The organism is Gelidimonas diazotrophica (assembly GCF_055694025.1).
The window spans coordinates 1,361,877-1,388,202 of the sequence record NZ_CM146349.1; the positions used below are offsets into that span (position 1 = coordinate 1,361,877).

The following is a 26,326-nucleotide window of genomic DNA, read 5'->3' on the forward strand; positions in this document are numbered from 1 at the left end:
TCTTTCCAGGTAAATGGGCCGGCAGCCTGCTATGCACACAAGTGGGAAATGTTTCCGGGCCGTGAGTCATTGCGGGCAGAATAAAGTTGTTTTTTTGCATACTTCGCTTGCGCCGGGATAACGCACCCTGGGAAAGTGACGCAGTGACTCAAGTAAAAGATATAATATATAAGAGTTGATTTACGGCTTGCCACAATTGATTGCTAAATCGACCAGAATTTATTATTTCCCGGCGCTCCAAGCACTTTGCGCCACAACTAACCAACCTGTGAGGATTTGCCATGCTAGAAGCCTATCGCCAACATGTCGCTGAACGCGCTGCCCTCGGTATTCCGCCCCTGCCGCTGTCGACACAGCAGACTGAAGAACTGATCGGCCTGCTCAAAAATCCGCCGCAGGGCGAAGCGGAAGCCTTGGTCGAACTTATTACCTACCGTGTTCCGGCTGGCGTGGATGATGCCGCCAAGGTCAAGGCTGCATTCCTGGAGCAAGTTGCAAAAGGCGAGGAAAGCTGTTCATTGATTTCGCGTGAAACCGCTACCGAATTACTGGGTACGATGCTGGGCGGCTTCAACATTACGCCGATGATTAATCTGCTGGCCGACCCTGTGGTCGGTAGTATCGCCGCCGAGGGTTTGAAAAAAACCTTGTTGATGTTCGACTATTTCCACGACGTCAAGGAACTGGCTGATCAGGGCAACGCCAATGCAAAGGCCGTATTGCAATCATGGGCTGATGCCGAATGGTTTACCTCCCGTCCAGAAGTGCCGCAAAGCCTGACCTTGACCGTGTTTAAGGTCACTGGCGAAACCAATACCGATGATTTGTCTCCTGCGCCAGACGCATGGAGCCGTCCGGATATCCCATTACATGCGTTGGCGATGCTGAAAAACGCACGCCCAGGTATCGTCGCTGACGAACCAGGCAAGGTCGGCTCGGTCAAACAGATCGAAGCGCTTAAGGCTAAGGGCAACATAGTCGCTTACGTGGGTGATGTAGTGGGTACCGGTTCCTCGCGCAAATCAGCGACCAATTCAGTACTCTGGTTTACTGGCAAAGACATTCCATTCGTACCGAACAAACGCTTCGGTGGTTTCTGCCTTGGTAATAAAATTGCACCGATTTTCTACAACACGATGGAAGATGCCGGCGCGCTGCCGATCGAACTCGACGTGTCTAAAATGGACATGGGCGATGTAATTGAACTGCGTCCGTTTGAAGGCAAAGCACTGAAAAACGGTGAAGTGATTTCTGAGTTCACCGTTAAATCCCCGGTAATTTTTGATGAAGTACGCGCCGGCGGCCGTATCCCGTTGATCATCGGTCGTGGCCTGACAGCGCGCGCACGTGAAGCGTTGGGCTTGGCGCCTAGCACTTTGTTCTGCCTGCCAACCAATCCTGCAGATTCCAGCAAAGGCTTCACGCTGGCGCAAAAAATGGTAGGGCGCGCTTGCGGCTTGCCAGAAGGCCGTGGCGTACGCCCAGGCACCTACTGCGAGCCAAAAATGACGACCGTCGGATCGCAAGATACGACCGGCCCGATGACACGCGACGAACTCAAAGACTTGGCCTGCCTCGGCTTCTCTGCCGACATGGTGATGCAGTCGTTCTGCCATACCGCAGCATATCCAAAGCCAGTTGACGTCAAGACCCATCATGAACTGCCGAAATTCATTTCCAACCGTGGCGGCGTGACGCTGCGTCCGGGCGACGGCATCATTCACTCGTGGCTCAATCGCTTGCTGTTGCCTGATACCGTCGGCACTGGCGGCGATTCGCATACCCGGTTTCCAATCGGTATCTCGTTCCCGGCCGGCTCAGGCTTGGTCGCATTTGCCGCAGCAACCGGCGTGATGCCGCTGGACATGCCGGAATCGGTATTGATCCGCTTCAAGGGCGTAATGCAGCCTGGCGTGACACTGCGCGATCTGGTCAATGCAATTCCGCTGTATGCAATCCGCAAGGGCCTGCTGACAGTTGAGAAGCAAGGCAAGCAAAACGTTTTCTCTGGTCGCATTCTGGAAATTGAAGGTTTGCCGAAATTGAAAATCGAGCAGGCATTCGAGTTGTCCGACGCTTCTGCCGAACGCTCTGCTGCCGGCTGCACGGTGCATCTGGATAAAGAGCCGATCATTGAATACATGACTTCCAACATCACGTTGATGAAATGGATGATCGCTAATAATTACCAGGACAAGCGCACGCTGGAACGCCGCATTCAGGCGATGGAAGCCTGGATTGCCAAGCCAGAATTGCTGGCGCCTGATGCTGATGCTGAATACGCTGCCGTCATCGAAATCGACTTGGCCGACATTCATGAGCCTGTGGTTGCCTGCCCGAACGATCCGGATGATGTCAAAATGTTGTCCGAAGTTTCCGGCAACAAAATCGACGAAGTGTTCATTGGTTCCTGCATGACCAACATCGGGCATTTCCGCGCTGCCTCCAAGCTGCTCGAAAACAAGTCCGATTTGCCAGTGCGCTTATGGATTGCTCCGCCAACCAAAATGGATCAGCAAGTACTGGTCTCCGAAGGCCATTATGGCGTTCTTGGCAGCACCGGCGCACGTATGGAAATGCCGGGTTGTTCACTGTGTATGGGCAACCAGGCGCAGGTGCGCAAGGGTTCGACTGCGATTTCGACTTCGACCCGCAACTTCCCGAACCGTCTCGGTATCGATAGCCAGGTTTATCTTGGTTCAGCTGAACTGGCGGCAGTCTGCGCCATGCTTGGCAAGATTCCGACCAAGGAAGAGTACATGGCAAATATCGGCGTGCTCGCCAAGAACGCAGCCGATATTTATCGCTACATGAATTTTGACAAGATTGCCGATTTCAGTGATGTTGCTGACACTGTGAATGTGCAGTAAGGCATTTAGTGCTTTAAATTTAGTGCCTTAAAAAAACCCGCTACGGCGGGTTTTTTTATGGATGGTTATGATTAATTGTTGGGGATGCACACAAAATTCGGAAGAATTGCCTATTTCATTCTACCAGTGAATTAATTATTTAATTAAATTTATACGGGAGTATATGTATAAAAACATATTTGCCGCATATTCTATATGCGTGTAATTAAAATACACATATTAGTATAATTTAACTTAATCCAATTTCATGATCAGTTCATTGACGCAGCGCGGCAACACACTCGCGCACCAGCGCCGGGCCGCGATAAATCAGGCCGCTGTATATCTGTACCAACGCGGCCCCAGCGTCTATTTTTTCCTGGGCATCCTGGCCCGAAAAAATACCGCCAACGCCGATGATCGGTAGCGCGTCACCCAATTCAGCCTTCAGCGCCCGGATCACATTGTTGGACAGCGCAAATACCGGTGCGCCGGACAGGCCGCCGGCTTCTTCGCCATGTTGCATGCCTTTGACTGCGTCGCGCGCGATGGTGGTGTTGGTGGCAATGACGCCATCGATCCGGTGCCGCAGCAATGCTTGCGCGATGGTTTTGATTTGTTCGCTATCGATATCGGGCGCAATTTTGAGTGCGATCGGGACGTAGCGCTGATGCTGGTCAGCCAAGCGCTGTTGCTCCTGTTTCAGTTGTGAGAGCAACGCGTCGAGTTCGCTGGCGTCTTGCAACTGGCGCAGGTTTTTGGTATTGGGCGAAGAAATGTTGACGGTGACATAACTGGCGTAGGGATAGACTTTTCGTAAGCAATACAGATAATCCTCGGCGGCGCGTTCGATTGGCGTATCGGCGTTTTTGCCGATGTTCAGCCCAAGCACGCCCTCCTTGTTTTGATAGAACTTCGATGCCTGTACATTCGAGACGAACGCATCCACGCCGCTATTATTGAAGCCCATGCGGTTGATGATGGCGCGCGCCGCCGGCAGGCGAAACATGCGCGGTTTCGGGTTGCCGTGCTGAGCGCGCGGCGTGACCGTGCCGATTTCGATTGAGCCGAAGCCCAGCGCCGCCAAGCCGTCGATACAGGCGCCGTCCTTATCCAATCCGGCTGCCAGGCCGACCGGATTGGCGAAAGTGATTCCCATCACGTTCTTTGGGGCAGACTGCGGCTTGGTGAGCATTTTGGTGATGCCGAGGGCGGCAGCGCGTTTCAGCCAGGATAGTGTCAGCTTGTGTGCGGTTTCGGGATCAAGCGAGAACAACAGCGGGCGGGCGAGGGCATACAGAATTTTGTCAGGCATGGGGCAGGAAGACTTGGATGGATTGGCGCGTATTTTAGCGCGGCCGTTGTTCAAACAGTTCCCATTTTCCCTGCTGCAGCGCTTCCAACGGTTGGAAATTGATCTTGTAAGCCATTTTTCGGCTTTCCTGAATCCAATAGCCTAAATAAATATATGCCAGCCCCAGTTGCCTGGCTTGCTCGATTTGCCATAGCACGTTGTAGGTGCCGTAAGAGGTGTCCCGCCGGTCCGGTTCATAGAAGGTATAGACCGAGGACAGGCCGTCGTCGAGCACGTCAATGATGCTGACCATGCATAGCGTGCCGTCTGCCTCGCGGAATTCGACCAGCCGGGTGTTGACCTTACTTTGCAGCAGGAATTGCGCATACTGGTCGCGACTGTCCTGGTCCATGCCGCCGCCAGCGTGTCGTGTCGTTTGGTAACGCAGATACAGGTCGTAGTGCTCGGGCGCGTATGCCAGATCGGTGATCCAGGCACTCAGATGTCGATGCTTGGCCCAAGCTCGTCGCTGGCTGCGTTTGGGGGTAAATTCCAGCGCCCGTATCCGTACCGGAATGCAAGCCCGGCAGCCGTCGCAATTGGGCCGATAGGTGAAAACCCCGCTGCGCCGAAAGCCATTTTTAACCAGTTGCGAATATACATCCGCGTTGATCAGATGCGAAGGCGTAGCGACCTGCGAACGGGCTTGACGATGCTCCAGATAACTGCATGGATAAGGCGCCGTTGCATAGAATTGCAAGGTAGAAAACGGCAACTCCTTAGGGTGTGTCATGCGTTTTCCAGCGTCGGTAAAGAGGGTGTCTGGTTGCTCTTTGCGGTATCAGGGGCGGCTGCGATATCAAGCAATCCGATCGGCGTCCATATTGCAATCGGCGGCTGCACGGTTAATTCCTTAAGTCGGGCGATGAATGCTGCTCTGGGTATCGGCGCTGCGCCAAGTGAAGCCAGATGCGCTGTTTCTTGCTGGCAGTCTATCATCGAGACGCCGTTTTTTCTCAGGAAATGCAGCAGGTAGGCGAGCGCGATCTTGGAGCCGTCGGTTACCCGCGCGAACATCGATTCGCCGTAAAACATACGTCCGATGCACACCCCATAAGCACCGCCGACTAGTTGACCGTCCAGCCATAATTCGGATGAGTGCGCATAACCCTGGCGGTGCAAGGCGCCATAACCGTAGATAATTTCCTCCGAAATCCAGGTGCCTGGCCCATCCTTGCGCGGTGCAGCACAGGCTCGCATGACTGCTTCAAAAGCGTGGTCGAAGCGAATCTCCCAGCGCCTGCCGGCTTGTATCTCACGGTCGATTTTTTTGAGCGTTTTTTGGAGGCTGCGGGAAATATTGAAACTTTCAGTCGCTAACACCATGCGCGGATCGGTACTCCACCATAGGATCGGTTGCCCCTCCGAAAACCACGGGAAGATCCCGCCCCGGTAAGCGTCCAGCAGACGTCGCGGCGACAAATCCGCGCCAGCCGCGAGCAGGCCGGCCGCACCTTCTTCTGCTGTAAGGGCAGTAGTTACGTCCGGAAATGGGTCATCTGGCTCAAGCCACGGAATCATTTTGGTGATTTTATCTGCACATTATCAGTGCATTATGTTGGTATAAAAATGTCTCTTATGATTATGCATCAACTTTAGTCGCGTTAAATCAATAGCTTATTCAATTTATAAAAATGGAATGTTTATTGCTTCATAGCTACATAAATATTTTTTTATGCACTTTAATGGGGAGTTTTTATATGGATGCTCATGCATATGGCGCCAACGCATTATTTGTCTTACTTGGGGCCATCATGATTTTGGCGATGCATGCTGGTTTTGCCTTTCTGGAACTGGGAACCGTTCGCAAGAAAAATCAGGTTAACGCGTTAGTGAAAATATTAGCTGATTTCGCGATTTCAACCATTGCTTATTTTTTCGTAGGTTACAGCGTCGCCTATGGCGTCAATTTTTTCAGTAGTGCAGAAGTGCTTTCGGCCAGGAACGGCTTTGATCTGGTTAAGTTTTTCTTTCTGTTGACCTTTGCTGCCGCAATTCCAGCGATTATTTCGGGCGGTATTGCAGAGCGTGCCAAATTTTATCCACAGCTGGTTGCCACTGCTTTGCTTGTCGGCTTGGTCTATCCGTTCTTTGAGGGCATTGTCTGGAATCATCGTTTCGGCATTCAGGCGTGGCTGAAGCTGATGTTTTCTTACGAATTCCATGATTTCGCTGGTTCAGTCGTAGTGCACGCGGTTGGCGGCTGGGTGGCGTTGCCGGCGGTCTTGTTGCTCGGCGCGCGCCGGGGGCGTTATGGGAAGGATGGTGCAATCTCTGCGCATCCGCCCTCCAGCATTCCGTTTCTGGCGCTGGGAGCCTGGATTTTGACTATCGGCTGGTTCGGTTTCAATGTGATGAGCGCGCAAACCCTGGACCAGATGAACGGACTGGTGGCAATCAATTCACTGATGGCGATGGTGGGCGGTACTTTGGTAACTTTGCTGCTGGGCAAAAACGATCCGGGTTTTGCATATAACGGTCCGTTGGCCGGACTGGTTGCCGTTTGCGCAGGTTCGGACTTGATGCATCCTTTGGGGGCGCTGGTGACTGGCGGCATCGCAGGCTGGATTTTTGTCTGGATGTTTACGTTGACCCAAAACAAATGGAAAATCGATGATGTGCTGGGCGTCTGGCCACTGCATGGTTTGTGCGGCGCATGGGGTGGTCTGGCCGCGGGTATTTTTGGATTGCAATCGCTGGGCGGGCGGGGCGGTGTCTCAATCCTGTCGCAACTGCTCGGCACCTTGATGGGAATTGGCATCGGTTTTGTCAGCGGGCTGGTTATTTACTGGGTGTTAAGGAAGGTCGTCGGCATCCGGCTTGATCCGGAGCAGGAATTCGATGGTGCCGACCTTGCCATCCACAAGATCAGTGCGACACCGGAGCGCGAATCTAGTTGGTAGGCTGGCGTACAACAGGTATTGAATAGCGCCACAAAAAGCGCTATCAGCTCCATTTTTATAAAAATTATAGGGGGTATGGTAAATTTATATGTCATCGCCGCAATATTTTATTGCGTAACTTAAAAATACCTATTGTAGTATATTTATTCCACTGCGCTTGCCACCGGCTGGTTGCATGACAGTCGTTCCCAAGCAAAATGGCCCTATAGCGCAGACAATCTTTGCGCTATAGGGCCATTCAAATCCAGCTTGAATAAACGGTAATCAGTCGAAAATCGGGCTTTCGACACCGAGGATTTTGTGCAACTTCGGCGATGTGGTGGTGTACTGCATGTGGATTTTCTTCTCGGGGAAGATGTACGGCGCAGCGCCGAACGCAGCGAGTGCGGCTTCGTGGAAGCCGGACAGGATCAATTTTTTCTTGCCCGGATAGGTATTGATATCGCCGACCGCAAAAATGCCGGGTACGTTGGTTTCGAATTTTTCAGTATCGACCACTTTGAGTTGCTTGCGCTCGATATCCAGACCCCATTCGGCAATCGGCCCGAGTTTCGGCGACAGGCCGAAAAACACCAATAAATCATCCAGCGGCAGGCGGCGGGTCACACCATCGGCACAGGTGACCTTGATTTCCGACAGCTTGTCGTCTTTGGTTTCCATGCCGGTGATTTGCCCTACCAAAAATTGCATTTCGTAGTCTTCGCATAGTTGCTTCATCTTTGCAACCGAGGCTGGCGCGGCGCGGAAGTCTTCGCGGCGATGAATCAAAACCACCGATTCGGCCTTGCCGATCAGATTCAACGCCCAGTCCAGCGCGGAGTCGCCGCCGCCGCAGATCACGATATTCTTGCCATGGAAACTCGCTGGGTTCTTGACGCGATAGAACAACTGCGTGCCTTCGAACTGTTCGATACCTTCCACTTTCAGGGTACGTGGCTGGAACGAACCGACGCCGGCCGCAATAAAGATGGTCTTGGTGATGAAGAGGGTGCCGGCGGAGGTTTCCAGATTAAAGCGGCCGTCTTCCCGTCTTTCGACACCGGTGACTTCCTGATTCAGGTGGAAAGTCGGTTCGAACGGTGCAATTTGCTTGAGCAAATTGTCAGTCAGTTCCTGACCGGTACACATAGGAACGGCCGGAATGTCGTAGATCGGTTTGTCGGGATAGAGTTCGACGCATTGACCGCCAACTACAGGCAGTGAATCGATCACATGCGCCTTGATTTCCAACAATCCGAGTTCGAATACCTGGAATAATCCGACCGGGCCGGCGCCGACGATGACGGCATCGGTTTCGATCGGAGTATTGCCGGAGATTGTTTGATTCGGTACGGAGGTCGAGGCAATGGTGCCGGCGCTGGTTTTCATACGGCTTTCTAATTCCTGTTTCATTTCAGTTGTCCAAAAACGCCACTCTGCGGCCCGAGCCAATCAGGCAGTCAAGCCTGGCGTAAATACAGGCGCATCTGTGTACATGCGCCATAGAATGAAGGCGTTTAGCGTTGCAGAAGCTGCAACTTATCCTTGACGTCTTTCCACTCATCGGCGATATCCAGTGGGCTTTTGGTCTTCGTGATGGAGGGCCAATTGCGGGCCAGTTCGACATTGATTTTAATGAATTGCTGCTGGTCGGCCGGAACATCTTCTTCTGCAAAAATCGCATTGACCGGGCATTCGGCAACGCATACCGCGCAGTCGATGCACTCATCCGGATCGATGGTGAGAAAATTCGGGCCTTCACGGAAACAATCTACCGGGCAAACATCCACGCAGTCCGTGTAACGGCACTGGATGCAGGATTCGGTGACAACGTGGGTCATAGCAGTCCTATCTGTAATTTTGCTGAAATCAGCCGCACGCCTGGGCGTCCTGTCGGGCTCCCAGCGGGACGCTACTATATGTATGCAATAACGGCCAGGCTGCGGTAAGCCCTGTATTTTAAGTTAATCAGGCAGTTATAACAAACTTCTCTTTTAGACTAAATACCTATAAGCAAATTCCAGAGCCTGTTAACGTGGGGAATACGTGAATTATTTGCTTTTGCGGTTTGAAATAAAATCACGTTGGTATCGGCGATATTGGAAGAATGATTCGGCTACACTGCCAGTTCTTACATTGGGGATGAAAGCATTATGGATACTTCGGCAGCGCGTCAGGCCATTTTTGGCCGCATCCGCAAAGCACAGCAACGATCAACCCAAGTCAGCCAAGGCGAACTCGATGCGGTGCAGGATTATCTGCGTCATCATCCGAGCGGGCCGCAGCCGCATACCGGGGATGACCTGATCGCGCATTTCACAGAGCAAGCCCTGCGCATGTCGGATACCGTGGCCGAAGTTGCCAGCATGGCCGAAGTGCCAGCGGCGGTTGCCGTTTATCTGGACGATTTAGGTATTGCCAAGCAGGCAATTGCCTGGAAGTCGCTGGATGCGCTGGCATGGGCGCAGGCTGGAATTCAGTTGGCGTTCCGCCCACCTGTCAACGAAGATCTGGTTGGCATCACAGGCGCTTTCTGTGCAGTCGCAGAAACCGGTTCGCTATTGCTGTTGTCCGGCCCCGATACCTACGCCTCCGCCAGTTTGCTGCCGGAAACGCATATTGCGGTCTTGCCGGCCTCGCGCATCGTGGCTTATATGGAAGAGGCTTTTGCTCTGGTGCGCGCTGAGCGCGGTGAGTTGCCGCGTGCGACCAATTTCATTTCCGGACCATCGCGCACCGGCGACATCGAGCAGACTATTGTCCTGGGAGCGCACGGTCCGTACCGCGTACATGTGATCGTGGTGATGGACGCCTGATTGCCGGATTCGCAACTGCAAAATAACCGTATTGTCGCGATCTTTTTTTGCTGCCCGTTCTCCATCGAACCAGAAATTGTCGATGGGAAACGGGATTTTCTCATTTGACGCGATAATAACGGGAGCAATAAATCATAAGGAGACTGCAATTGCGTATCAAAAATAACATCAGTGTTCTGATGTGCCTGCTTACGGTACTGCCGGGCTTGGCACATGCATCCACCATCGATGGCAGCCAATTATCGCTCTGGTGGGGCATCCCTTTCGCCGGCATGTTGTTGTCGATTGCGTTTGTGCCATTGCTGGCGCCCCAGTTCTGGCACCACCATTTCGGCAAAGTTGTGATCGGCTGGTCGCTGGCTTTCTTGCTGCCGTGTATCGTGTTTATCAGCCCGGCGACGGCGACGGCCGGGCTGATGCATGCACTGACCGATGAATATATTCCATTCATCATTTTGCTGACGGCGCTGTTCGTGGTGGCTGGCGGTATTTGTGTGCGCGGCAATCTGCATGGCACGCCGATGCTCAACACCGGATTGCTGTTGATGGGGACGTTGCTAGCCAGCATCATGGGGACTACTGGCGCCTCGATGTTGATGATTCGTCCATTGATTCGCGCCAACGATAACCGCAAGCATGTGATTCATGTCATCGTATTTTTCATTTTTCTGGTATCCAATGTGGGCGGTTCGCTTACGCCATTGGGCGACCCGCCGTTATTTTTGGGGTTCCTGAAAGGAATTGATTTTTTCTGGACCCTGAAGAATATTTTTCCGGAAACCCTGTTTGTTTGTGGCGTACTGCTGGTATTTTTTTACTTTTTGGACCGCCACTATTACCGCATCGGTCAAGAAGAATTGCCGCAATTGCAAGATTCCACTACGGATTCAGCCATCCGCTTGGAGGGTAAAGTCAATTTCTTACTGTTGCTAGCCATCATCGTTGCAGTGCTGATGAGCGGCTTCTGGAACTCGGGCGTGAGTTTCTCAGTATTTGGCGCGCATATCGAATTGCAAAATGCGCTGCGCGATGTGTTATTGGTGGCGGTTACCTTGGTTTCGCTGGGCATCACGCCGAAGACGGCGCGTACCGGCAATGATTTCAGCTGGGGGCCCATGCAGGAAGTGGCCAAGTTATTTGCCGGTATTTTCATCACCATCATTCCGGTAATCGCGATGCTCAAGGCCGGCGAGGCCGGCGTCTTTTCAGCCGTGGTGCGCGCTGTTACCGATACCAATGGGCAGCCGATCAATGCGATGTACTTCTGGGCTACCGGTTTCCTGTCGGCCTTTTTGGATAATGCACCGACCTATCTGGTGTTTTTTAATATTGCCGGCGGCGATGTCCATCAATTAATGACAACAATGGGATCTACCCTGGCCGCGATTTCCTGCGGCGCGGTGTTCATGGGCGCGGGCAGTTATATCGGCAATGCGCCGAACATGATGGTCAAGGCGATCGCCGAAGATCGCGGCATCAAGATGCCATCGTTCTTTGGATATATGGCGTGGTCGACGGCGATTCTGGTGCCGCTGTTCGCCCTGACCACCCTGATTTTTTTCCGTTGAGGCTATGATGAAACCGAAGATTCTTGTTACCCGCGCGGTGTTTCCAGAAGTGATCGATTTGCTGGCGCAGCATTTCGAGGTTGAATCGAATCAGCCCGACCAGATTTATACCGAAAGCGAACTGATCGGCAAGTTACACGGCAAGGAGGGCGTATTCACTACGCCGAGCGAACGCATCTCGGCCGAGGTTATCGCCGCCAATCGGCAGCTCAAGGCGATTTGCAATATGGCGGTTGGCTTCAATAACATCGATCTCGATGCGGCCACCCGCGCCGGCATCATGGTCACCAACACGCCGGAAGTGCTGAATCAAACCACCGCCGATTTCGCCTGGGCCCTGATGATGGCGACCGCGCGCCGCGTGACCGAGGCGGAACACTGGCTGCGCGCCGGGCAATGGAAAAAATGGCGCTTTGACACCTTCCTGGGAGCCGATGTGCATGGCAGCACGCTGGGCATTCTCGGCATGGGGCGGATCGGCCAAGCTATCGCCCGGCGCTCGCTCGGATTCGACATGCGGGTGCTGTATCACAATCGTTCCCGTTTGCCGGTTGCAAAAGAAGCGCACGCGAATAACGCCATGTTTGTCAGCAAGCAGGAATTGTTGCGCAGCGCCGATCACCTGATCCTGGTGCTGCCGTATTCGCCGCAAACGCATCACACCATCGGCGTAGCAGAACTGGCGTTGATGAAACCCGGCGCTACGCTGATCAATATCGCGCGTGGCGGCATCGTCGATGATGTGGCGCTGATCGCAGCCTTGCGGGAGCGGCGCATTGCTGCTGCCGGGCTGGATGTGTTCGAGAACGAACCTCGCTTCCACCCGGATTTTCTGAGCTTGCCGAATGTGGTGCTGACGCCCCATATCGCCAGTGCGTCAGAACCCACCCGCCGTGCAATGGCATACTGCGCGGCAGAAAACCTGATTGCCGCCTTAAGCGGCGCGCAACCGCAAAATATCTTGAACCCCGAAGTCAAAGGATAAGGCCATGGCCGACATCAGCATCACGCAGCAACACACGCTACCGCACGACCAGGCCAGGACCGCGGCGCAAAAAGTCGCCGACCAGATGGCCCAGGAATACGACATGAGCATCGCCTGGGAAGGCGATATTTTGACCTTCAAGCGCAGCGGCATCGCTGGCACGCTTGCAGTCCAGCCGAGCCAGGCCGTGCTCGATGTCACGCTCGGCGTCATGCTGAAGGGATTTGCGGCCCAGATTGAGGAAAAGCTGGGCCGGAATATGGCCCGGGTATTTGTCGCCTAACTTGCAATTTTAATGGAGTATATTAAATTACACATAACTTCCCGCAATATAATATGGCGATATAAAAAATACTATTAGATAGTATTATTTTTCGATGGAGGCTTTGAAAGGTGCTTGAATATCCCCTCTAGTTGTTTGCTTTGTATGCGCTTTCATCCGTGCTATTTTTGCTGCGATTGTTTTGATGCCCGCATCTGTCGCCTGTCGTCAGATGCATCACTTTCCACAAATGGAGCACCCATGACCCTGCAATCCCAATTTGAGCTAGCCGTAGCCGACTCCAAGAACCTGCCTGAACGCCCCGACAACATGACCCTGCTGAAGCTGTACGCATTGTACAAACAGGGCAGTGCAGGGGATGTGCAGGACGAACGTCCGGGCATGACCGATTTTGTTGCGCGCGCCAAATGGGATGCCTGGGCGGCGCTGAAAGGACTGTCGCAGGATCAGGGCATGCAGCAATACCTCGATCTGATTGCGGACTTGAAGGGATAAGCGCCGGCTGACTTAACTGCGCTTGTGCCAAAAGCGCAGACAATAAAAAACCCGCACTGAATTTCAGTGCGGGTTTTTTATTGTCTGCCAGCCACATGGCTGTTATTCGGCCACTGTTTCCACCGCGCCGGAGCCAATGTTGGCGACGCCCTTAACGGCAGAACCGGCAACGCTGAGCGCAGCGGAGCCGACCGTCACGCCCACGCTAACTACAGTGCTGGCGACCGAGACCGCGGCACCGGCGACCGTCACCACGACGCAACCGGTGCACAGCAACGCGGCACCTAGCAGAACAGTCAGCGGGAAGATTTTCATGACTATTCAGGCAGGCTTCAGACGCCTAGCAGTTCAACTTCAAAAATCAGCGTCGCGTGGGGAGGAATCGCGCCACCGGCGCCACGGGCACCATAGCCCAATGCGGCGGGAATGATCAATTTGCGTACGCCGCCGATTTTCATGCCCTGCACACCTTCATCCCAGCCCTTGATGACATGGCCGGCACCGAGCGGGAACTGGAACGGTTCGTTGCGATCCTTGCTGGAGTCGAATTTGCTGCCGGCACTGCCGTCGGCATTTTGCAGCCAACCGGTGTAATGCACGCTGACATGGACGCCAGCCTTGGCTTCTGCGCCAGTGCCGACGGTGATTTCTTCGTATTGCAGTCCTGATGCGGTCATGATTGCTGACATGATTTTCCTTTTAAAATTGGTTCACAAAGTTGCCAGATTGTAGACCAAATCAGGCCGTTCGTAACATTCAGGCCCATCCATATTGGATAAGGTTCATTGGAGGGTTCTCACCGTGGTAAAATGCGACGCTTTCGAAAAAAGGTGAAAACAGTGAAGCATTTGGTTTTACCTTTTAACCATAAAACAACAATAGCGGATGATTTCCTTTTTGTTGGCATTTTTTGAATCAAGTTTAGCGAAACACAGCATTCATGCGGGTTTAAGACCAAATCCGGCTCCGGCACCATATATCGTTTAAGTTGCTTGAGATTATGCGGGGTCTGTGAATTCAATTGCCATGCCAACTTATCCGTTGGTGTAAGCGTGCTTAATAAGTAATAAGTGCCTGGTTCATTTTTCGGTCAAGTTACTTTCTACAAAAATGTAGGGCGTCTTTCGATTGCGCTCGTTGTAAATCTGTGGCAGTAGCTCAGTTGGATAGTGCAACGGCTCTTCTAAGTTGTAGGTCGTGGGTGCTTATTGCAGGTGTTTGTAGTTGCATATCATACTGAACAGGTACGTCTACCTGCCCTTAGCTCAACTGGATAGAGCAATGCCCTTCTAAGGCATAGGTTACTGGTTCGATTCCAGTAGGGCAGACCAAAATTAAGCATTAAAATCAATGACTTAACAAAAATTCATGTTTTGGATTTGTTGTTACTGTCCCTCTCGCCATCTCCATGTGCCCGCTGTGTAACCTACTTTAGGTAATGCTGCCATTTTTCGGCTGGCGCACCATTCGTCATTCGTAGTGGCAGAGAGCGGGGCTCAATATGCATAAGTCCAGCTACTGTTACAAATCACAGTATTTGATGCATTTATTGCGCATTATCAATTCGCTAAAATCGCTATTTATCCATACTCTCTTGTCACATACATAAAGGAGAACATGATGCAAAAAGCGGCTAACTTGGATAAGTTGATTGGAAACGGGTTATTTGTTACCGCTCTTTTACTAGCAGTGTGTATGACCGTTATCTCTCTCTAATTGCCGTATTAAGGCTGCCCGCATCGTGCGGGAAAAGCGAGGCTGTAGCCAGCAATTCTCATTTCGCGGATTCAGTTACGCAGTGCAGCCGGGAAGCCGGATGCACTGCGTAACTGAATCCGCCTGATTTTTACCGTGTTTTCCTCTGAACTGTCATAAATTTCTCAAACCAGTAAAGCATGATTGCTTATAGATCCTTTATGTCGGGCTAAACGATTTCTCGTGCCAGTGTCATTTGCGAAATTTTATCTCCCACAAACCACTGCAAGCGTTTGTGCAACGTGACAACTTGGCCAACGATGATAAGGCAAGGGGATTTCAGGCCCAGTGTACGTACCAGATCTGGCAGCGTTTCCAGTGTGCCGGTAAATACCTTTTGATTACTGGTAGTGCCTTTTTCAATAATCGCAGCAGGCATGCTGGCTGGCATTCCATGAGCAATCAATTGCTGCGCTATTTCAGCTAATGCACCTAAGCCCATATAGATCACCACTGTTTGGTTTTTCCGCGTAAGTGATTGCCAGTCCAGGTCAAGTGAGCCGTCTTTCAGATGGCCAGTGGCAAACAGGCAGGATTGCGCATAATCCCGATGCGTAAGTGGGATGCCGGAATAACATGAAACACCATTTGCAGCTGTAATGCCGGGGACGACCTCAAACGGAATAGCGTGCTCCACCAGCACTTCCAATTCCTCGCCGCCGCGCCCAAATATAAATGGATCACCGCCTTTCAAGCGTACGACTTTTTTCCCTTCCTTCGCCAGTGTGACTAGAAGTTGGTTGATTTTCTCCTGTGGCATGGTATGCCGATTTTTTTCCTTGCCTACGTAAATCCTTTGAGCACCATGACGGGCGAAATTGACGACGTCTTCACTGACCAGATTGTCGTATACAACCACATCTGCCTGCTCCAGCAGTTTCACAGCGCGTAGCGTTAGTAAGTCGGGATCACCCGGGCCAGCACCCACCAGATACACAACGCCTGTCTGCGATTCACGCTGAGGTGTATCAGGTCGTTTTTTAGATATTGATAAGTTATTCAACGATTTTCCTCACTCATTATTATTGGTTGTCTCGCCAAGACGCTGCAACGTGGTTTATTGCCGTCAATTTAACGCTACATTGCCTAAATAAAATTGATATCCATTAAGGAGGTATGGGTTTTTTTGTAGCACTCTACGCACGACAGAAGTGAAAAGTCTAATTTCGCTGGTAATGACTGATCAATACAACAAATCCGTTTGTAGAGCCTGAATTTTTTTGTGTGAGCTTGCAGTAATCAGATCAATTTTATCAACAGGAAGGGAAATAAAAATGACCACAGCGTTAAGAAAACCTTTAATCCGCCCTATCGTAGCTTTGCTTGCGGCATTGCCGCTGGCGCTGGGTGTTGCCTACGCCGAGGATGCAAAACCGCACGCTAATGCAGAGCTGAAGTATCAGGCTGGTGGGTCGCCGCTGGCTAATGAAGAGATGCATCAAAACATCAATCCAAAAGCGCCGCCGATGACCAAGGCTGAGTTTGACGCAGGTAAGCAGATTTATTTCCAGCGCTGCGCCGGTTGCCACGGAGTGTTGCGCAAAGGCGCCACAGGTAAAGCCCTGACTCCAGACATCACGCTTGGAAAAGGAACGGATTACCTGAAGGTATTCATTAACTATGGTTCTCCGGCGGGCATGCCGAACTGGGGTACTTCTGGCGATCTGACCGATAAAGAAGTTGATCTGATGGCGCGCTATATCCAGCAAGAGCCACCGGTGCCGCCTGAATTCAGCTTGAAAGACATGGAAGCAACCTGGAAAGAAATTATTCCAGTTGCCAAGCGTCCTACCAAGAAAATGAATAACTTCAATATCGCGAACATTTTCTCCACCACGCTGCGCGATGCAGGTGAAGTGGCATTGATTGACGGCGATACCAAGAAAATCATCAATATTGTCAAAACCGGTTATGCAGTGCATATTTCCCGCACTTCGGCATCCGGTCGCTATCTGTATGTGATTGGCCGCGATGCGCGTGTCAACCTGATTGATCTGTGGATGGAGAAGCCAGACAGCGTAGCCGAAATGAAAGTAGGCCTTGAAGCGCGTTCGATTGAAACTTCCAAGTTCAAGGGTTATGAAGACAAATACGCGATTGCCGGCGATTACTGGCCACCGCAATTCGTGATCATGGAAGGCGATACCCTGAAACCACTGAAGATCGTATCGACACGCGGCATGACGGTTGATAACGAATATCATCCTGAACCACGGGTTGCTTCTATCGTCGGATCACAGTATCGTCCGGAATTCGTGGTCAATGCCAAGGAAACCGGCAAGATCATGCTGGTCGATTATAAGGATATTAAAAATCTGAAAATCACCACGCTCGATGCCGCCAAATTTCTGCACGATGGCGGTCTCGATTCAACCGGCCGTTACTTCATGGTTGCTGCCAATGCATCGAACAAAATTGCTGTGGTCGATACCAAGGAAGGCAAGATGACCGCAATTGTCGATGTGGGCAAAACTCCGCATCCAGGGCGCGGCGCTAACTTCGTTCATCCAAAATTCGGTCCGGTCTGGGCAACTAGCCATCTGGGCGACGATTCCATCTCGATGATCGGTACCGATCCGGTCAAGCATAAAGCACAAGCCTGGAAAGTGGTCGCAACCGTAAAAGGACAGGGCGGTGGTTCCCTCTTCATCAAAACACATCCGAAATCGAAAAACCTGTGGATTGATACGCCGTTGAATCCGGACGCCAAGTTAAGCCAGTCGATTGCCGTGTATGACATCAATGCGCTGGATAAGGGTTTTGTCGTGTTGCCAATCGCTGAATGGGCAAATCTTGGTGAGGGTGCCAAACGTGTAGTGCAACCCGAATACAACAAGGCTGGCGATGAAGTCTGGTTCTCGGTATGGAGCGCCAAGGACAAGCAATCAGCGATTGTTGTTGTTGATGACAAGACCCGCAAACTGAAAACCGTTATCAAAGATCCGAAACTGATTACCCCAACCGGTAAATTCAACATCAACAATACGCAACACGACATTTACTAAGAAAGCATGTGATGAAAAATCGTCTCATTCCGATTCTGGCTGCTGGCGCAGGAGTTGTTGCGCTTTTGATTGGCAGTAACTCAGCATTTGCAGCAAGTGGCGCTGACTTGGCGCAAAAAAATGGCTGCATGGCTTGCCATGGTATTGACAAGAAAATACTTGGACCTGCATACAAGGATGTTGCACAGAAATACAAAGGCAATGCGGATGCGGTAGCACTGCTTTCTAAAAAAATCAAGGATGGCAGTAGCGGTGTGTGGGGCCCAATTCCGATGCCGCCGAATGGTCCTAAGGTGAGCGATGCAGACATTAAGATATTGGCTGAGTGGGTTTTAGCCACCAAGTAAGTAATTGCTTGATTAATTAAGTATCTGAGCCGACACACAGGCTTTCGGGTCTGTGTGTTTCTCTTGCTCCAATATAATGTGTCTGAATACAAAAAATGTTGAAGGGTCTGGAAGTGTCTGTAAAACCGTGTGTTACCAAACAATGCACCCAATGTGTCATTGCCGGCATTGCGGGCCTTAGTCTGATCTTCTCTACCGCCGTTTTTGCCACCGATTATGTTGCAGAATCCAGCACCGCAATTAGTGCTGCACGGCGGGTCGAACTTATCTCTCTGGTGCGACAGGATTGTGGCTCTTGCCATGGATTGACGCTCAAAGGCGGCCTGGGTCCTGCATTGCTGCCTGAAGCCTTAAAAGATAAATCTGCTGATTACCTCAAGTCCATCATCCTGCATGGCCGCCCAGATACGGCAATGCCGCCTTGGCGGCGCTTCCTGAGTGAAGCAGAGGCCGAATGGATTGTGTTTAATTTGCAGAAGGGTTTCCCAAGTGAACATTAAAAAATTCCAAACAGTGCTGCTTGCTACGGCGTTGTTCATGCTGGCCGGTTGCGCCGGCCCGGTCCTGCGCGGCACTGGCGATTTGGGTGTCGTCATCGAGCGCGCCAGTGGCAGTGTCCAAATTGTTGATACCAGCAAGCGCGTAGCCCTGGCTACAGTGAAAGGCTTGGGTGATCTCTCCCATGCTTCACTCGTTTATTCGCGGGATGGTCGCTACGCTTATGTGTTTGGACGCGACGGCGGCTTGAGCAAGGTTGATTTGTTGCGTGGCGTCATCGAGCGCCGCGTGATACAGGCGGGTAACAGTATTGGCGGCGCGATTTCACAAGATGGCACATTGGTAGCGGTGCAGAATTATGTGCCGGGCGGCGTGAAAGTGTTTTCAGCGGATACCCTGGAGCTGATTGCGGACGTTCCATCGACTTATGGAGCGGCTGGCTTGCGCTCTAAAGTGGTCGGCTTGGCAGATGCGCCAGGCAACCGTTTTGTCTGGAGTCTCTTTGATGCAGGTGAAATCTGGGTCGGAGATTTTTCCAATCCAGGCAAGCCGCGCATAAACAAATTCAAGGATATAGGACTCCAGCCTTATGACGGTTTGATTACGCCGAATGGACGGTACTATTTGGCTGGCCTGTTTGGGGAAGATGGCATGGCGTTACTGGATTTGTGGCATCCGGAGCAGGGCGTGCGTCGCATTCTCGATGGCTACGGCCGCGGACAGGAAAAACTGCCGGTGTATAAAATGCCACATCTGCGCGGCTGGGCTGTGGCTGGGCGCTATGCGTATCTGCCTGCTGTAGGCCATCACGAAGTGTTGGTGGTGGATATGGAAACATGGCTAGAAGTTGGCCGCATCAAGGTTTCCAGTCAGCCGGTCTTTGTTATTGCGCGGCCTGACGGCCGGCAGGTTTGGGTTATTTATGCATTCCCCGACAACGGCAAGGTTGATGTGATCGACACCGAAACTCGCAGCATTATCAAACAATTGGCACCCGGAAAAACCGTATTGCATATGGAGTTCACTCCGCGCGGTGAATCCGTCTGGATTTCGGCGCGCGACGACAATCGTGTGGTGGTGTACGACACTGAGAATTTTGCCCAACGTAGCGTGCTTTCGGCTGAATCGCCGAGTGGCATTTTCTTCACCCATCGTGCGGCGCGCATCGGGTTTTAAGGCGGATACAGAACATATGCGCGCGATAAATCTGAAGCAAGAGGGAATTCTGGAAGCGTTGGAATTCAAATTGTTGAATGATTTTCAGCGGGATTTCCCGCTGGTGGCGCAGCCCTTTGCTGCACTGGCAAAACGTCTGGACGTTGATGAGTTGACTGTTATTGAAATTTTGCAATCCATATGTAAGCGTGGTCTGGTCAGTCGGGTCGGTGCTGTATTCAGGCCGAACGTGGTCGGAGTCAGTGTCCTGGCGGCGCTGGCCGTACCTGTCGAGCGTTTGGAAGCGGTTGCTCTCCAGGTTAACGCATTCGCCGAAGTCAACCATAACTATGAGCGCGAACATCGTTTCAATCTATGGTTCGTGGCAACTGCTTCTTCGGCCGAACATCTGCGAGCGCTGTTGCACAAAATTGAAACCGTATGCGCATCCGGACCAGTGTTGAGGCTGCCGTTGTTGGAACAGTTTCACATCGATCTGGGGTTCGATCTGGGGTCCGTTTGTAGGTCAGATTCAGCATTAACTAAGTCGCAAATTTTTCAGCAGAACAAGCAAGCGCCGGCAGAGGTCGCTGCGATTACATTGAGTCAGAACGAGCAGGCTTTCATGGCTGCCTTGCAGCGTGGATTGCCGCTGGTGGCGCGGCCATTTGCACAATTGGGCTGTGCCGAGTCGGATGCGCTTGCGACGCTCGCGCGCTGGTGCATAGATGGCGTAATCAAGCGTTTCGGCGTTGTAGTGCGTCACCATGAACTGGGGTTTACTGCCAACGCGATGGTGGTGTGGGATGTGCCTGATGCGCTGGTTACAACCGTTGGTAAGCGCATTGCCGATTCCGGGCGGGTCAGTTTGTGTTATCGCCGGCCGCGATGTTTGCCGCATTGGCCTTACAATCTATTCTGCATGATCCATGGCAAAGACCGCAGCGAAGTCGAACGGAGCGTCGCTGACTTGACGCAGATATGCGGGCTGGACGAGTACCCGCGCGCTATCCTGTTTAGCTGCCGCCGTTTCAAGCAATGCGGTGCCCAGTATGTGACGAACGTGACGGATGTAACCCCTCTAACTTTGCCGGAGCTTGCTTATGGACCCGATTGATCGTGCCATCATCAACGGCCTGCAAGAAGGGCTGGCGGTATGTGAACGTCCTTATCTGGAGGCGGCGCAGCGCCTCGGCTTGACTGAAGAAGATCTGATTGCGCGGCTGACTCGCATGCTGGCCGAAGGCGTATTGACGCGGATTGGGCCGCTGTACCAGATTGAACGCATCGGCGGCGCTTTTACCCTGGCCGCGCTACATGCCCCGCTTGCAGACTTTGAGCGCGTGGCGCAACAGGTCAATGCCTTGCCGCAGGTCGCGCACAACTATGCGCGCGATCATGATCTGAATATGTGGTTCGTCATAGCCACTGAAACCCCGGCAGAAATTGCCAGTGTGATCGATACGATCGAGCAGCAAACCGGCTGCAGCGTATTCAACTTCCCCAAATCTCGCGAGTATTTTGTCGAGCTGAAATTGAAAGCATAACGTAGCGCATGCCCATTACACCCGCCACTGCACCACAAGCGATTGATGCCATCGACCGCGCCATCATCGTAGCGACTCAGGGCGGGCTGCCGCTGGTAGCACGCCCTTACCACGCCATCGCCGCAAGCCTGCAACTGGAGCCGCAGGAAGTGATGGCACGGATGCTGCGGATGCAGCAGGCTGGCGTGATTCGTCGCGTAGGCGTGGTGCCGAACCATTATGCAATCGGTTACCGGGCCAACGGTATGTCGGTGTGGGATGTGCCTGATGCGCTGGTGGATCAGTTAGGGGTATCGGTGGGCAGCTTTGAATTCGTCAGCCACTGCTACCGCCGTCCGCGTCGCCTGCCAGAATGGCCCTATAACCTATTTGCGATGGTGCATGGCAAGAGTCGCGATGAGGTCGAACTTAAAGTGGCGCAAATCGCTGCATTGCTAGGCGAGCATGTGCGCAGCCATACCATCTTGTATAGCACCCGCATATTGAAAAAAACCGGCTTGCGGCTGAACCAACAAACCAAGGCAACGCAATAAATTGCCAGTTGAAAAACGAGGAAAAGGAAAAGGAAAATCATGTTTAGAGTTACCCAATACATGCGAGAAGTCGCCCATCCGACGCCACTACAACCCAAACGCAATCCGCCCGGCCCGGTAGTAATCTGGAACCTGATTCGGCGTTGCAACCTGACCTGCAAGCATTGCTATTCAATCTCGGCAGACAAAGATTTTGCCGGCGAATTGAGTACCGCAGAAGTGCATGGTGTGATGGACGATTTACGCGGTTTTGGCGTACCGGTGTTGATTTTGTCGGGTGGCGAACCGTTGCTGCGCGAAGATATTTATGATCTTGCACGCCGCGCCAAAGAGTTGGGATTTTATGTCGGCCTATCGACCAATGGCACGTTAATAGACGAATCGAATATCGAACGTATCGCCGCTATCGGCTTTGATTATGTCGGCATCAGCCTGGATGGCCTGCGCGAAACGCACGATATATTTCGCCGCAAGCAAGGTGCATTCGACGCTTCGCTGTATGGCGTCAAATTGTGCCGTGACGCCGGCATCAAGATCGGCGTGCGCTTCACACTGACGCAGGACAATGCGAAGGATTTGCCGGCGTTGCTCAAGCTGGTGGACGACGAAGGCATCGACAAATTTTATCTGTCGCATCTGAATTATGCCGGGCGCGGCAACAAGAATCGTGGTCATGATGCATTCCTGGAAACCACCCGCAATGCGATGGATTTGATGTTTGATACCTGCTGGGCAAATATCCAGAATGGCGTCGATAAGGAATTCGTCACCGGCAATAACGATGCTGACGGCGTGTATTTGCTGCACTGGGTGCGTCGTCATTTCCCTGAAAGGGAAGCGGCTTTGCGCGCCAAACTGGCGCAATGGGGCGGTAATTCATCGGGCGTCAACGTGGCCAATATCGACAATCTCGGCAATGTCCACCCCGACACATTCTGGTGGCACCACAACTTGGGCAATGTGCGCGACCGACCATTCTCCGAAATCTGGAGCGACACTTCCGACCCATTGATGGCGGGCTTGAAAGCCGTGCCGCGTGTGATTAAAGGCCGTTGCGGCGAATGCAGTTATTTCGATGTCTGTGGCGGCAATACCCGGGTACGTGCGTTGCAATTGACCGACGACCCGTGGCAAGAAGATCCTGCATGCTACATGTCGGATGCGGAAATCGGGCTCGGCGGCGAGCGTGAGCGGGTCAAAATGGCACCCTATATTCCGGTGCGGCGCGCGAGGGTTGGCGAATGAGGCCGGCATTAGCAAACAAGTTGCTATCCAGTTTGACGGTGGTGCTGGCCGGCACCGCGTTTTCGGCCGGAGCGGCATCTAACCCTCCACCGGCTGCGCCCGCTACACCGACTACGTCAGCAGCACATACGGGCGTAATCGCTGATGTGAATGCCACCTATCAAGCCAATTGCGCCTCCTGTCACGGCGCTGATCGTTTGGGCGCTGTCGGACCGGCTTTATTGCCGGGCAATCTGGATCGCTTGCGTCGCCCGGCCGCCATCAAGACCATCACCGAAGGCCGCATCGCGACCCAGATGCCGGCTTTTGGCGCCACCTTGACTGCGCAAGAAATCACCGCGCTTGCCGACTTGATCTATGCGCCGCTGGCAAAGACGCCGGTCTGGGGCATGGATGAAATTCGCGCATCGCGGATTGAATACGCGAAAGAAGGCAGTCTGCCCGACAAGCCGGTATTCAAGGCCGATCCGCTGAATCTTTTCGTGGTGGTGGAAATTGGCGACCATCACGCGACGATTCTGGATGGCGACAAATTCGAACCGATTGCCCGTTTTCCAACCCGTTACGCGTTGCATGGAGGCCCGAAATTTTCCCCCGATGGGCGCTATGTGTATTTTGCGTCGCGTGACGGCTGGATTGCCAAATACGATATCTGGAATCTGAAAATGGTGGCGGAAGTGCGTGCCGGCATCAATTCCCGCAATCTGGCGGTATCCAGCGATGGGCGCTTTGCGATGGTCGCTAATTATTTCCCGAATACGCTGGTGGCATTCGATACCCGCGACTTGTCGCCGATCCGTGTAATTGATGTCAAGGATGACAATGGCAAATCGTCGCGTGTGTCCGCCGTGTACGACGCTGCGCCGCGCAAAAGCTTCATTGCCGCTCTAAAAGATATTCCCGAAGTATGGGAAATGAGTTACGACGAAAAAGCGCCGCCCGTTTATGGCGGCTTGGTACACGATTACAAGATGGCTGAAGGGCTAGCCATCAAGGGTCCGTTTCCACCGCGCCGCATTAAGCTCGATGACTTTCTGGACGATTTCTTTTTCGACCCTGCTTATGACCACGTGATCGGATCTTCTCGCGGCGGCCACGGTCAAGTGGTAAATCTGAATATCGGGCGCAAGATTGCCGATGTCGATTTACCTGGTTTGCCGCATCTGGGTTCCGGCATCACTTGGGATTATCAGGGCCGGCCCGTGATGGCGTCGCCCAATCTAAAAGATGGCGTAGTGTCGGTGATCGACATGAAAACCTGGAAAACCATCAAGCAGATACCGACGCTGGGGCCGGGTTTCTTCATGCGCAGCCATGAGAAGACACCATATGCCTGGGTCGATGTATTCAATGACCCAAAACACCATGATGTGATCCAGATCATCGACAAGAAGACGCTGGAAGTCGTCAAAGAATTGAAGCCCAGCCAGGGCAAAATTGCCGCGCATACCGAATTCACGCGCAACGGCAAATATGCAGTGGTGAGCATCTGGGAAAATGATGGCGAACTGGTCATCTACGATGCGAAAACGCTCCAGATAGTCAAGCGCATCCCGATGAACAAGCCTTCCGGAAAATACAATGTGTACAACAAAATCACGCGCTCGGAGGGGACCAGCCATTGAGTCACCGGCGTTAAGCAACAGTCTGCGTGGTTGAGAACAGTGGACAAGGAAACAGCCCGCCAGGGTTGAATCCTACACACTGTTTTAGCCTTGACCGATACGCTTGGCCACGCGGCATAAATGGATAAAGTCGAGCCAGGATGGGCTTTTAGCGTGGACAGTCAAAGCGGTAATTGCCTACTTCTTGTTCACCCTCGCGCAAGGCCACTTCAATCCGGCATTCGCCCTCCTTGCCCGGTGCAATTACGACGCGCGATAGCGGCGTAGCACTTGCCGCGCTCACTTTTATCATGCCGCCCTGGCTGATGCGTGACGAACCGCTCCGGCCGGCTTGAATTACGATCAGTCGGTAATTCAGTTGCCTGTCTTTGATACTTTTGACGTAAGGAATCACGACTGTTTGTGCCGCGCTGGGCTGGCTGTCGAGCCATACCTGTAAATCTGTATCGGCAATCATGCTGGTTTCCTTGTTTCATTTGCTGCAGTTGTATGTCTTTGCTTATAGACATCAATAAATCCGCCGCATTATTGCTAAAACTTGAAAATTATTTCACGTGCGAAAAGTCAGAAGTCTGGCTTGCCAGTGAGCGATTTGTTATTTGCTGTACTGATGTACGGAACTGTTTTCTGTTTAAAAATCGTGCCTGTCCAGGGAGACAGGCACGTCAATCCTAGCGGTATATTAATGCTGCGTAATGGTTGCGCTATGGCCGTTGCCGGTTTGGGTGATATTGCCTATTGAAGCTACGCCTGCCGTTTGATTAACCGTTGCGGTGTTCCGCGCTACATGCCCGCCTGATTGATAAATATCTGCAGTGTGGCCATAACCTGATTGGACCACGTATGCATCGTTTTCTCCAAACTGCGTAACGAGCGCCGTTTGGTAATATCCATCTTGAATGACATCAGCCTTATTTGCGCCGGTCTGGTTTACCGTGGCCTCATTGTAGGAACCGGATTGATTAATAATGGCGTCGTTGCCGACCGCAGAGCCATAAGAATCTTGATTGATAGTAGCCACATGGTTGCTGCCAATTTGATATGCACTAGCATTGTTATAGTCGGATTGCTGTTTTATTGTCACGCTAGAATCACTTCCGTCTTCTTGTCGCACATTGGCATAATTGCCGTTGCCGCGTTGAAGAACGTCCGCGCTCGTCGTGCCGCCAGTGTTTGACTGCAGAATATAACCTTCATTGTAGGTTCCGCCGCCCTGTTTAATCTTGGCATACGTATCGCCATCTACTCCGGATTGGTCAATGGTCGCGAGTTGCGATTCATTACGTTGCACGATTTCCGCTGTTGGGGCTGCAAATGCGGGGAAAGCGGCATAGGACAATGTAACTGCCAGAGAGATTGTGGAAAGTGTATGTTTCATGGTTAT

General features: G+C 52.4%; 26 protein-coding genes, 1 tRNA gene and 1 pseudogene. 17 read left to right on the forward strand and 11 right to left on the reverse strand.

Annotation, left to right across the window (positions count from 1 at the left end; translation table 11 throughout):
- Window positions 1-281: 281 nt before the first annotated feature.
- A complete protein-coding gene (locus tag KGFNPO_RS06350) occupies window positions 282-2,870 on the forward strand; it encodes a bifunctional aconitate hydratase 2/2-methylisocitrate dehydratase (protein ID WP_472633669.1) in 2,589 nt (862 codons plus the stop codon).
- A 256-nt stretch (window positions 2,871-3,126) separates the two neighbouring features.
- Here KGFNPO_RS06350 and KGFNPO_RS06355 read toward each other — a convergent pair whose 3' ends face one another.
- The 3 genes from KGFNPO_RS06355 to aat are packed head-to-tail and all read right to left on the reverse strand — an operon-like array spanning window position 3,127 to window position 5,724.
- Window positions 3,127-4,164: a quinone-dependent dihydroorotate dehydrogenase gene (locus tag KGFNPO_RS06355; RefSeq protein WP_472633671.1), complete on the reverse strand. Its 1,038-nt coding sequence runs from the start codon at window positions 4,162-4,164 to the stop codon at window positions 3,127-3,129.
- A gap of 34 nt (window positions 4,165-4,198) precedes the next feature.
- The gene (locus KGFNPO_RS06360; RefSeq protein ID WP_472633673.1) at window positions 4,199-4,936 is read right to left on the reverse strand and encodes an arginyltransferase; all 738 of its coding nucleotides are present in this window, start codon (window positions 4,934-4,936) and stop codon (window positions 4,199-4,201) included.
- Window positions 4,933-5,724: a leucyl/phenylalanyl-tRNA--protein transferase gene (gene aat, locus KGFNPO_RS06365; protein WP_472633675.1), complete on the reverse strand. Its 792-nt coding sequence runs from the start codon at window positions 5,722-5,724 to the stop codon at window positions 4,933-4,935. Before aat ends, KGFNPO_RS06360 begins: the two co-directional genes overlap by 4 nt.
- A 179-nt stretch (window positions 5,725-5,903) precedes the next feature.
- Between aat and KGFNPO_RS06370 the strand changes: the two genes are divergently transcribed.
- The gene (locus KGFNPO_RS06370; protein WP_472633677.1) at window positions 5,904-7,106 is read left to right on the forward strand and encodes an ammonium transporter; all 1,203 of its coding nucleotides are present in this window, start codon (window positions 5,904-5,906) and stop codon (window positions 7,104-7,106) included.
- A gap of 264 nt (window positions 7,107-7,370) precedes the next feature.
- Here KGFNPO_RS06370 and KGFNPO_RS06375 read toward each other — a convergent pair whose 3' ends face one another.
- Both KGFNPO_RS06375 and fdxA read right to left on the reverse strand, forming a co-directional pair.
- Complete coding sequence (locus tag KGFNPO_RS06375) at window positions 7,371-8,474, reverse strand: NAD(P)/FAD-dependent oxidoreductase (RefSeq protein ID WP_472634404.1); 1,104 nt, start codon at window positions 8,472-8,474, stop codon at window positions 7,371-7,373.
- A gap of 128 nt (window positions 8,475-8,602) precedes the next feature.
- Window positions 8,603-8,926 carry a ferredoxin FdxA gene (gene fdxA / locus KGFNPO_RS06380; RefSeq protein WP_472633679.1) on the reverse strand — a complete coding sequence of 108 codons (324 nt, stop codon included), beginning with the start codon at window positions 8,924-8,926 and terminating at the stop codon, window positions 8,603-8,605.
- 312 nt (window positions 8,927-9,238) lie between these two features.
- Here fdxA and KGFNPO_RS06385 point away from each other — a divergent pair, with 312 nt between their 5' ends.
- The 5 genes from KGFNPO_RS06385 to KGFNPO_RS06405 all read left to right on the forward strand — a co-directional run bounded on the left by KGFNPO_RS06385 (window position 9,239) and on the right by KGFNPO_RS06405 (window position 13,232).
- Window positions 9,239-9,901, forward strand: a complete 663-nt coding sequence (locus KGFNPO_RS06385; RefSeq protein ID WP_472633681.1) for a LutC/YkgG family protein — start codon at window positions 9,239-9,241, stop codon at window positions 9,899-9,901.
- A gap of 179 nt (window positions 9,902-10,080) precedes the next feature.
- Window positions 10,081-11,469, forward strand: a complete 1,389-nt coding sequence (locus KGFNPO_RS06390) for a sodium:proton antiporter (RefSeq protein WP_472634405.1) — start codon at window positions 10,081-10,083, stop codon at window positions 11,467-11,469.
- A gap of 7 nt (window positions 11,470-11,476) precedes the next feature.
- The gene (locus KGFNPO_RS06395) at window positions 11,477-12,454 is read left to right on the forward strand and encodes a 2-hydroxyacid dehydrogenase (protein WP_472633683.1); all 978 of its coding nucleotides are present in this window, start codon (window positions 11,477-11,479) and stop codon (window positions 12,452-12,454) included.
- 4 nt (window positions 12,455-12,458) lie between these two features.
- The gene (locus KGFNPO_RS06400) at window positions 12,459-12,737 is read left to right on the forward strand and encodes a polyhydroxyalkanoic acid system family protein (RefSeq protein WP_472633685.1); all 279 of its coding nucleotides are present in this window, start codon (window positions 12,459-12,461) and stop codon (window positions 12,735-12,737) included.
- 240 nt (window positions 12,738-12,977) lie between these two features.
- A complete protein-coding gene (locus tag KGFNPO_RS06405) occupies window positions 12,978-13,232 on the forward strand; it encodes an acyl-CoA-binding protein (protein ID WP_472633687.1) in 255 nt (84 codons plus the stop codon).
- 102 nt (window positions 13,233-13,334) lie between these two features.
- Here KGFNPO_RS06405 and KGFNPO_RS06410 read toward each other — a convergent pair whose 3' ends face one another.
- Complete coding sequence (locus tag KGFNPO_RS06410) at window positions 13,335-13,547, reverse strand: hypothetical protein (protein ID WP_472633689.1); 213 nt, start codon at window positions 13,545-13,547, stop codon at window positions 13,335-13,337.
- A 17-nt stretch (window positions 13,548-13,564) separates the two neighbouring features.
- Entirely contained in the window at window positions 13,565-13,921 is a 357-nt protein-coding gene (locus tag KGFNPO_RS06415) for an FKBP-type peptidyl-prolyl cis-trans isomerase (RefSeq protein WP_472633691.1), read from the reverse strand.
- A 565-nt stretch (window positions 13,922-14,486) separates the two neighbouring features.
- On the opposite strand from KGFNPO_RS06415, the gene KGFNPO_RS06420 reads away from it, so the two are divergent.
- A tRNA-Arg gene (locus tag KGFNPO_RS06420) sits at window positions 14,487-14,563 on the forward strand.
- 593 nt (window positions 14,564-15,156) lie between these two features.
- Here the strand turns inward: KGFNPO_RS06420 and cobA are convergent.
- Window positions 15,157-15,990 (reverse strand): uroporphyrinogen-III C-methyltransferase, encoded by an 834-nt coding sequence (gene cobA, locus KGFNPO_RS06425; RefSeq protein WP_472633693.1) that lies wholly within the window; start codon window positions 15,988-15,990, stop codon window positions 15,157-15,159.
- 271 nt (window positions 15,991-16,261) lie between these two features.
- Between cobA and KGFNPO_RS06430 the strand changes: the two genes are divergently transcribed.
- The 7 genes from KGFNPO_RS06430 (at window position 16,262) to ahbB (KGFNPO_RS06460) (ending at window position 22,072) form a co-directional block, all read left to right on the forward strand.
- A complete protein-coding gene (locus KGFNPO_RS06430) occupies window positions 16,262-17,992 on the forward strand; it encodes a cytochrome D1 domain-containing protein (RefSeq protein WP_472633695.1) in 1,731 nt (576 codons plus the stop codon).
- Window positions 17,993-18,003: 11 nt separating this feature from the next.
- Window positions 18,004-18,339, forward strand: coding sequence for a c-type cytochrome (locus KGFNPO_RS06435; RefSeq protein WP_472633697.1), 336 nt, complete (start codon window positions 18,004-18,006; stop codon window positions 18,337-18,339).
- A 95-nt stretch (window positions 18,340-18,434) separates the two neighbouring features.
- Entirely contained in the window at window positions 18,435-18,839 is a 405-nt protein-coding gene (locus KGFNPO_RS06440; protein WP_472633698.1) for a c-type cytochrome, read from the forward strand.
- Window positions 18,840-18,876: 37 nt separating this feature from the next.
- Complete coding sequence (locus KGFNPO_RS06445; protein WP_472634406.1) at window positions 18,877-20,013, forward strand: cytochrome D1 domain-containing protein; 1,137 nt, start codon at window positions 18,877-18,879, stop codon at window positions 20,011-20,013.
- A gap of 16 nt (window positions 20,014-20,029) precedes the next feature.
- Window positions 20,030-21,109 carry a siroheme decarboxylase subunit beta gene (gene ahbB, locus KGFNPO_RS06450; RefSeq protein WP_472633700.1) on the forward strand — a complete coding sequence of 360 codons (1,080 nt, stop codon included), beginning with the start codon at window positions 20,030-20,032 and terminating at the stop codon, window positions 21,107-21,109.
- Entirely contained in the window at window positions 21,096-21,539 is a 444-nt protein-coding gene (locus KGFNPO_RS06455; RefSeq protein ID WP_472633702.1) for an Lrp/AsnC family transcriptional regulator, read from the forward strand. The genes ahbB (KGFNPO_RS06450) and KGFNPO_RS06455 overlap by 14 nt, the downstream gene beginning before the upstream one ends.
- An 8-nt stretch (window positions 21,540-21,547) precedes the next feature.
- Window positions 21,548-22,072, forward strand: a complete 525-nt coding sequence (ahbB, locus tag KGFNPO_RS06460) for a siroheme decarboxylase subunit beta (RefSeq protein WP_472633704.1) — start codon at window positions 21,548-21,550, stop codon at window positions 22,070-22,072.
- Here ahbB (KGFNPO_RS06460) and KGFNPO_RS06465 read toward each other — a convergent pair.
- A pseudogene (locus KGFNPO_RS06465) lies at window positions 21,997-22,221 on the reverse strand (hypothetical protein); the annotation flags it as partial. The gene ahbB (KGFNPO_RS06460) and the pseudogene KGFNPO_RS06465 sit on opposite strands and share 76 nt — an antisense overlap.
- On the opposite strand from KGFNPO_RS06465, the gene nirJ reads away from it, so the two are divergent.
- Window positions 22,112-23,317 carry a heme d1 biosynthesis radical SAM protein NirJ gene (gene nirJ / locus KGFNPO_RS06470; RefSeq protein ID WP_472633706.1) on the forward strand — a complete coding sequence of 402 codons (1,206 nt, stop codon included), beginning with the start codon at window positions 22,112-22,114 and terminating at the stop codon, window positions 23,315-23,317. The pseudogene KGFNPO_RS06465 and the gene nirJ overlap by 110 nt on opposite strands.
- Window positions 23,314-24,942 (forward strand): cytochrome D1 domain-containing protein, encoded by a 1,629-nt coding sequence (locus KGFNPO_RS06475; RefSeq protein ID WP_472633708.1) that lies wholly within the window; start codon window positions 23,314-23,316, stop codon window positions 24,940-24,942. Before nirJ ends, KGFNPO_RS06475 begins: the two co-directional genes overlap by 4 nt.
- Before the next feature lie 148 nt (window positions 24,943-25,090).
- Here the strand turns inward: KGFNPO_RS06475 and csgH are convergent, their stop codons facing one another.
- Together csgH and KGFNPO_RS06485 are read right to left on the reverse strand one after the other, a co-directional pair.
- Entirely contained in the window at window positions 25,091-25,399 is a 309-nt protein-coding gene (gene csgH, locus KGFNPO_RS06480) for a curli-like amyloid fiber formation chaperone CsgH (protein WP_472633710.1), read from the reverse strand.
- A gap of 225 nt (window positions 25,400-25,624) precedes the next feature.
- Window positions 25,625-26,320 carry a hypothetical protein gene (locus tag KGFNPO_RS06485; RefSeq protein WP_472633712.1) on the reverse strand — a complete coding sequence of 232 codons (696 nt, stop codon included), beginning with the start codon at window positions 26,318-26,320 and terminating at the stop codon, window positions 25,625-25,627.
- Window positions 26,321-26,326 lie beyond the last annotated feature (6 nt).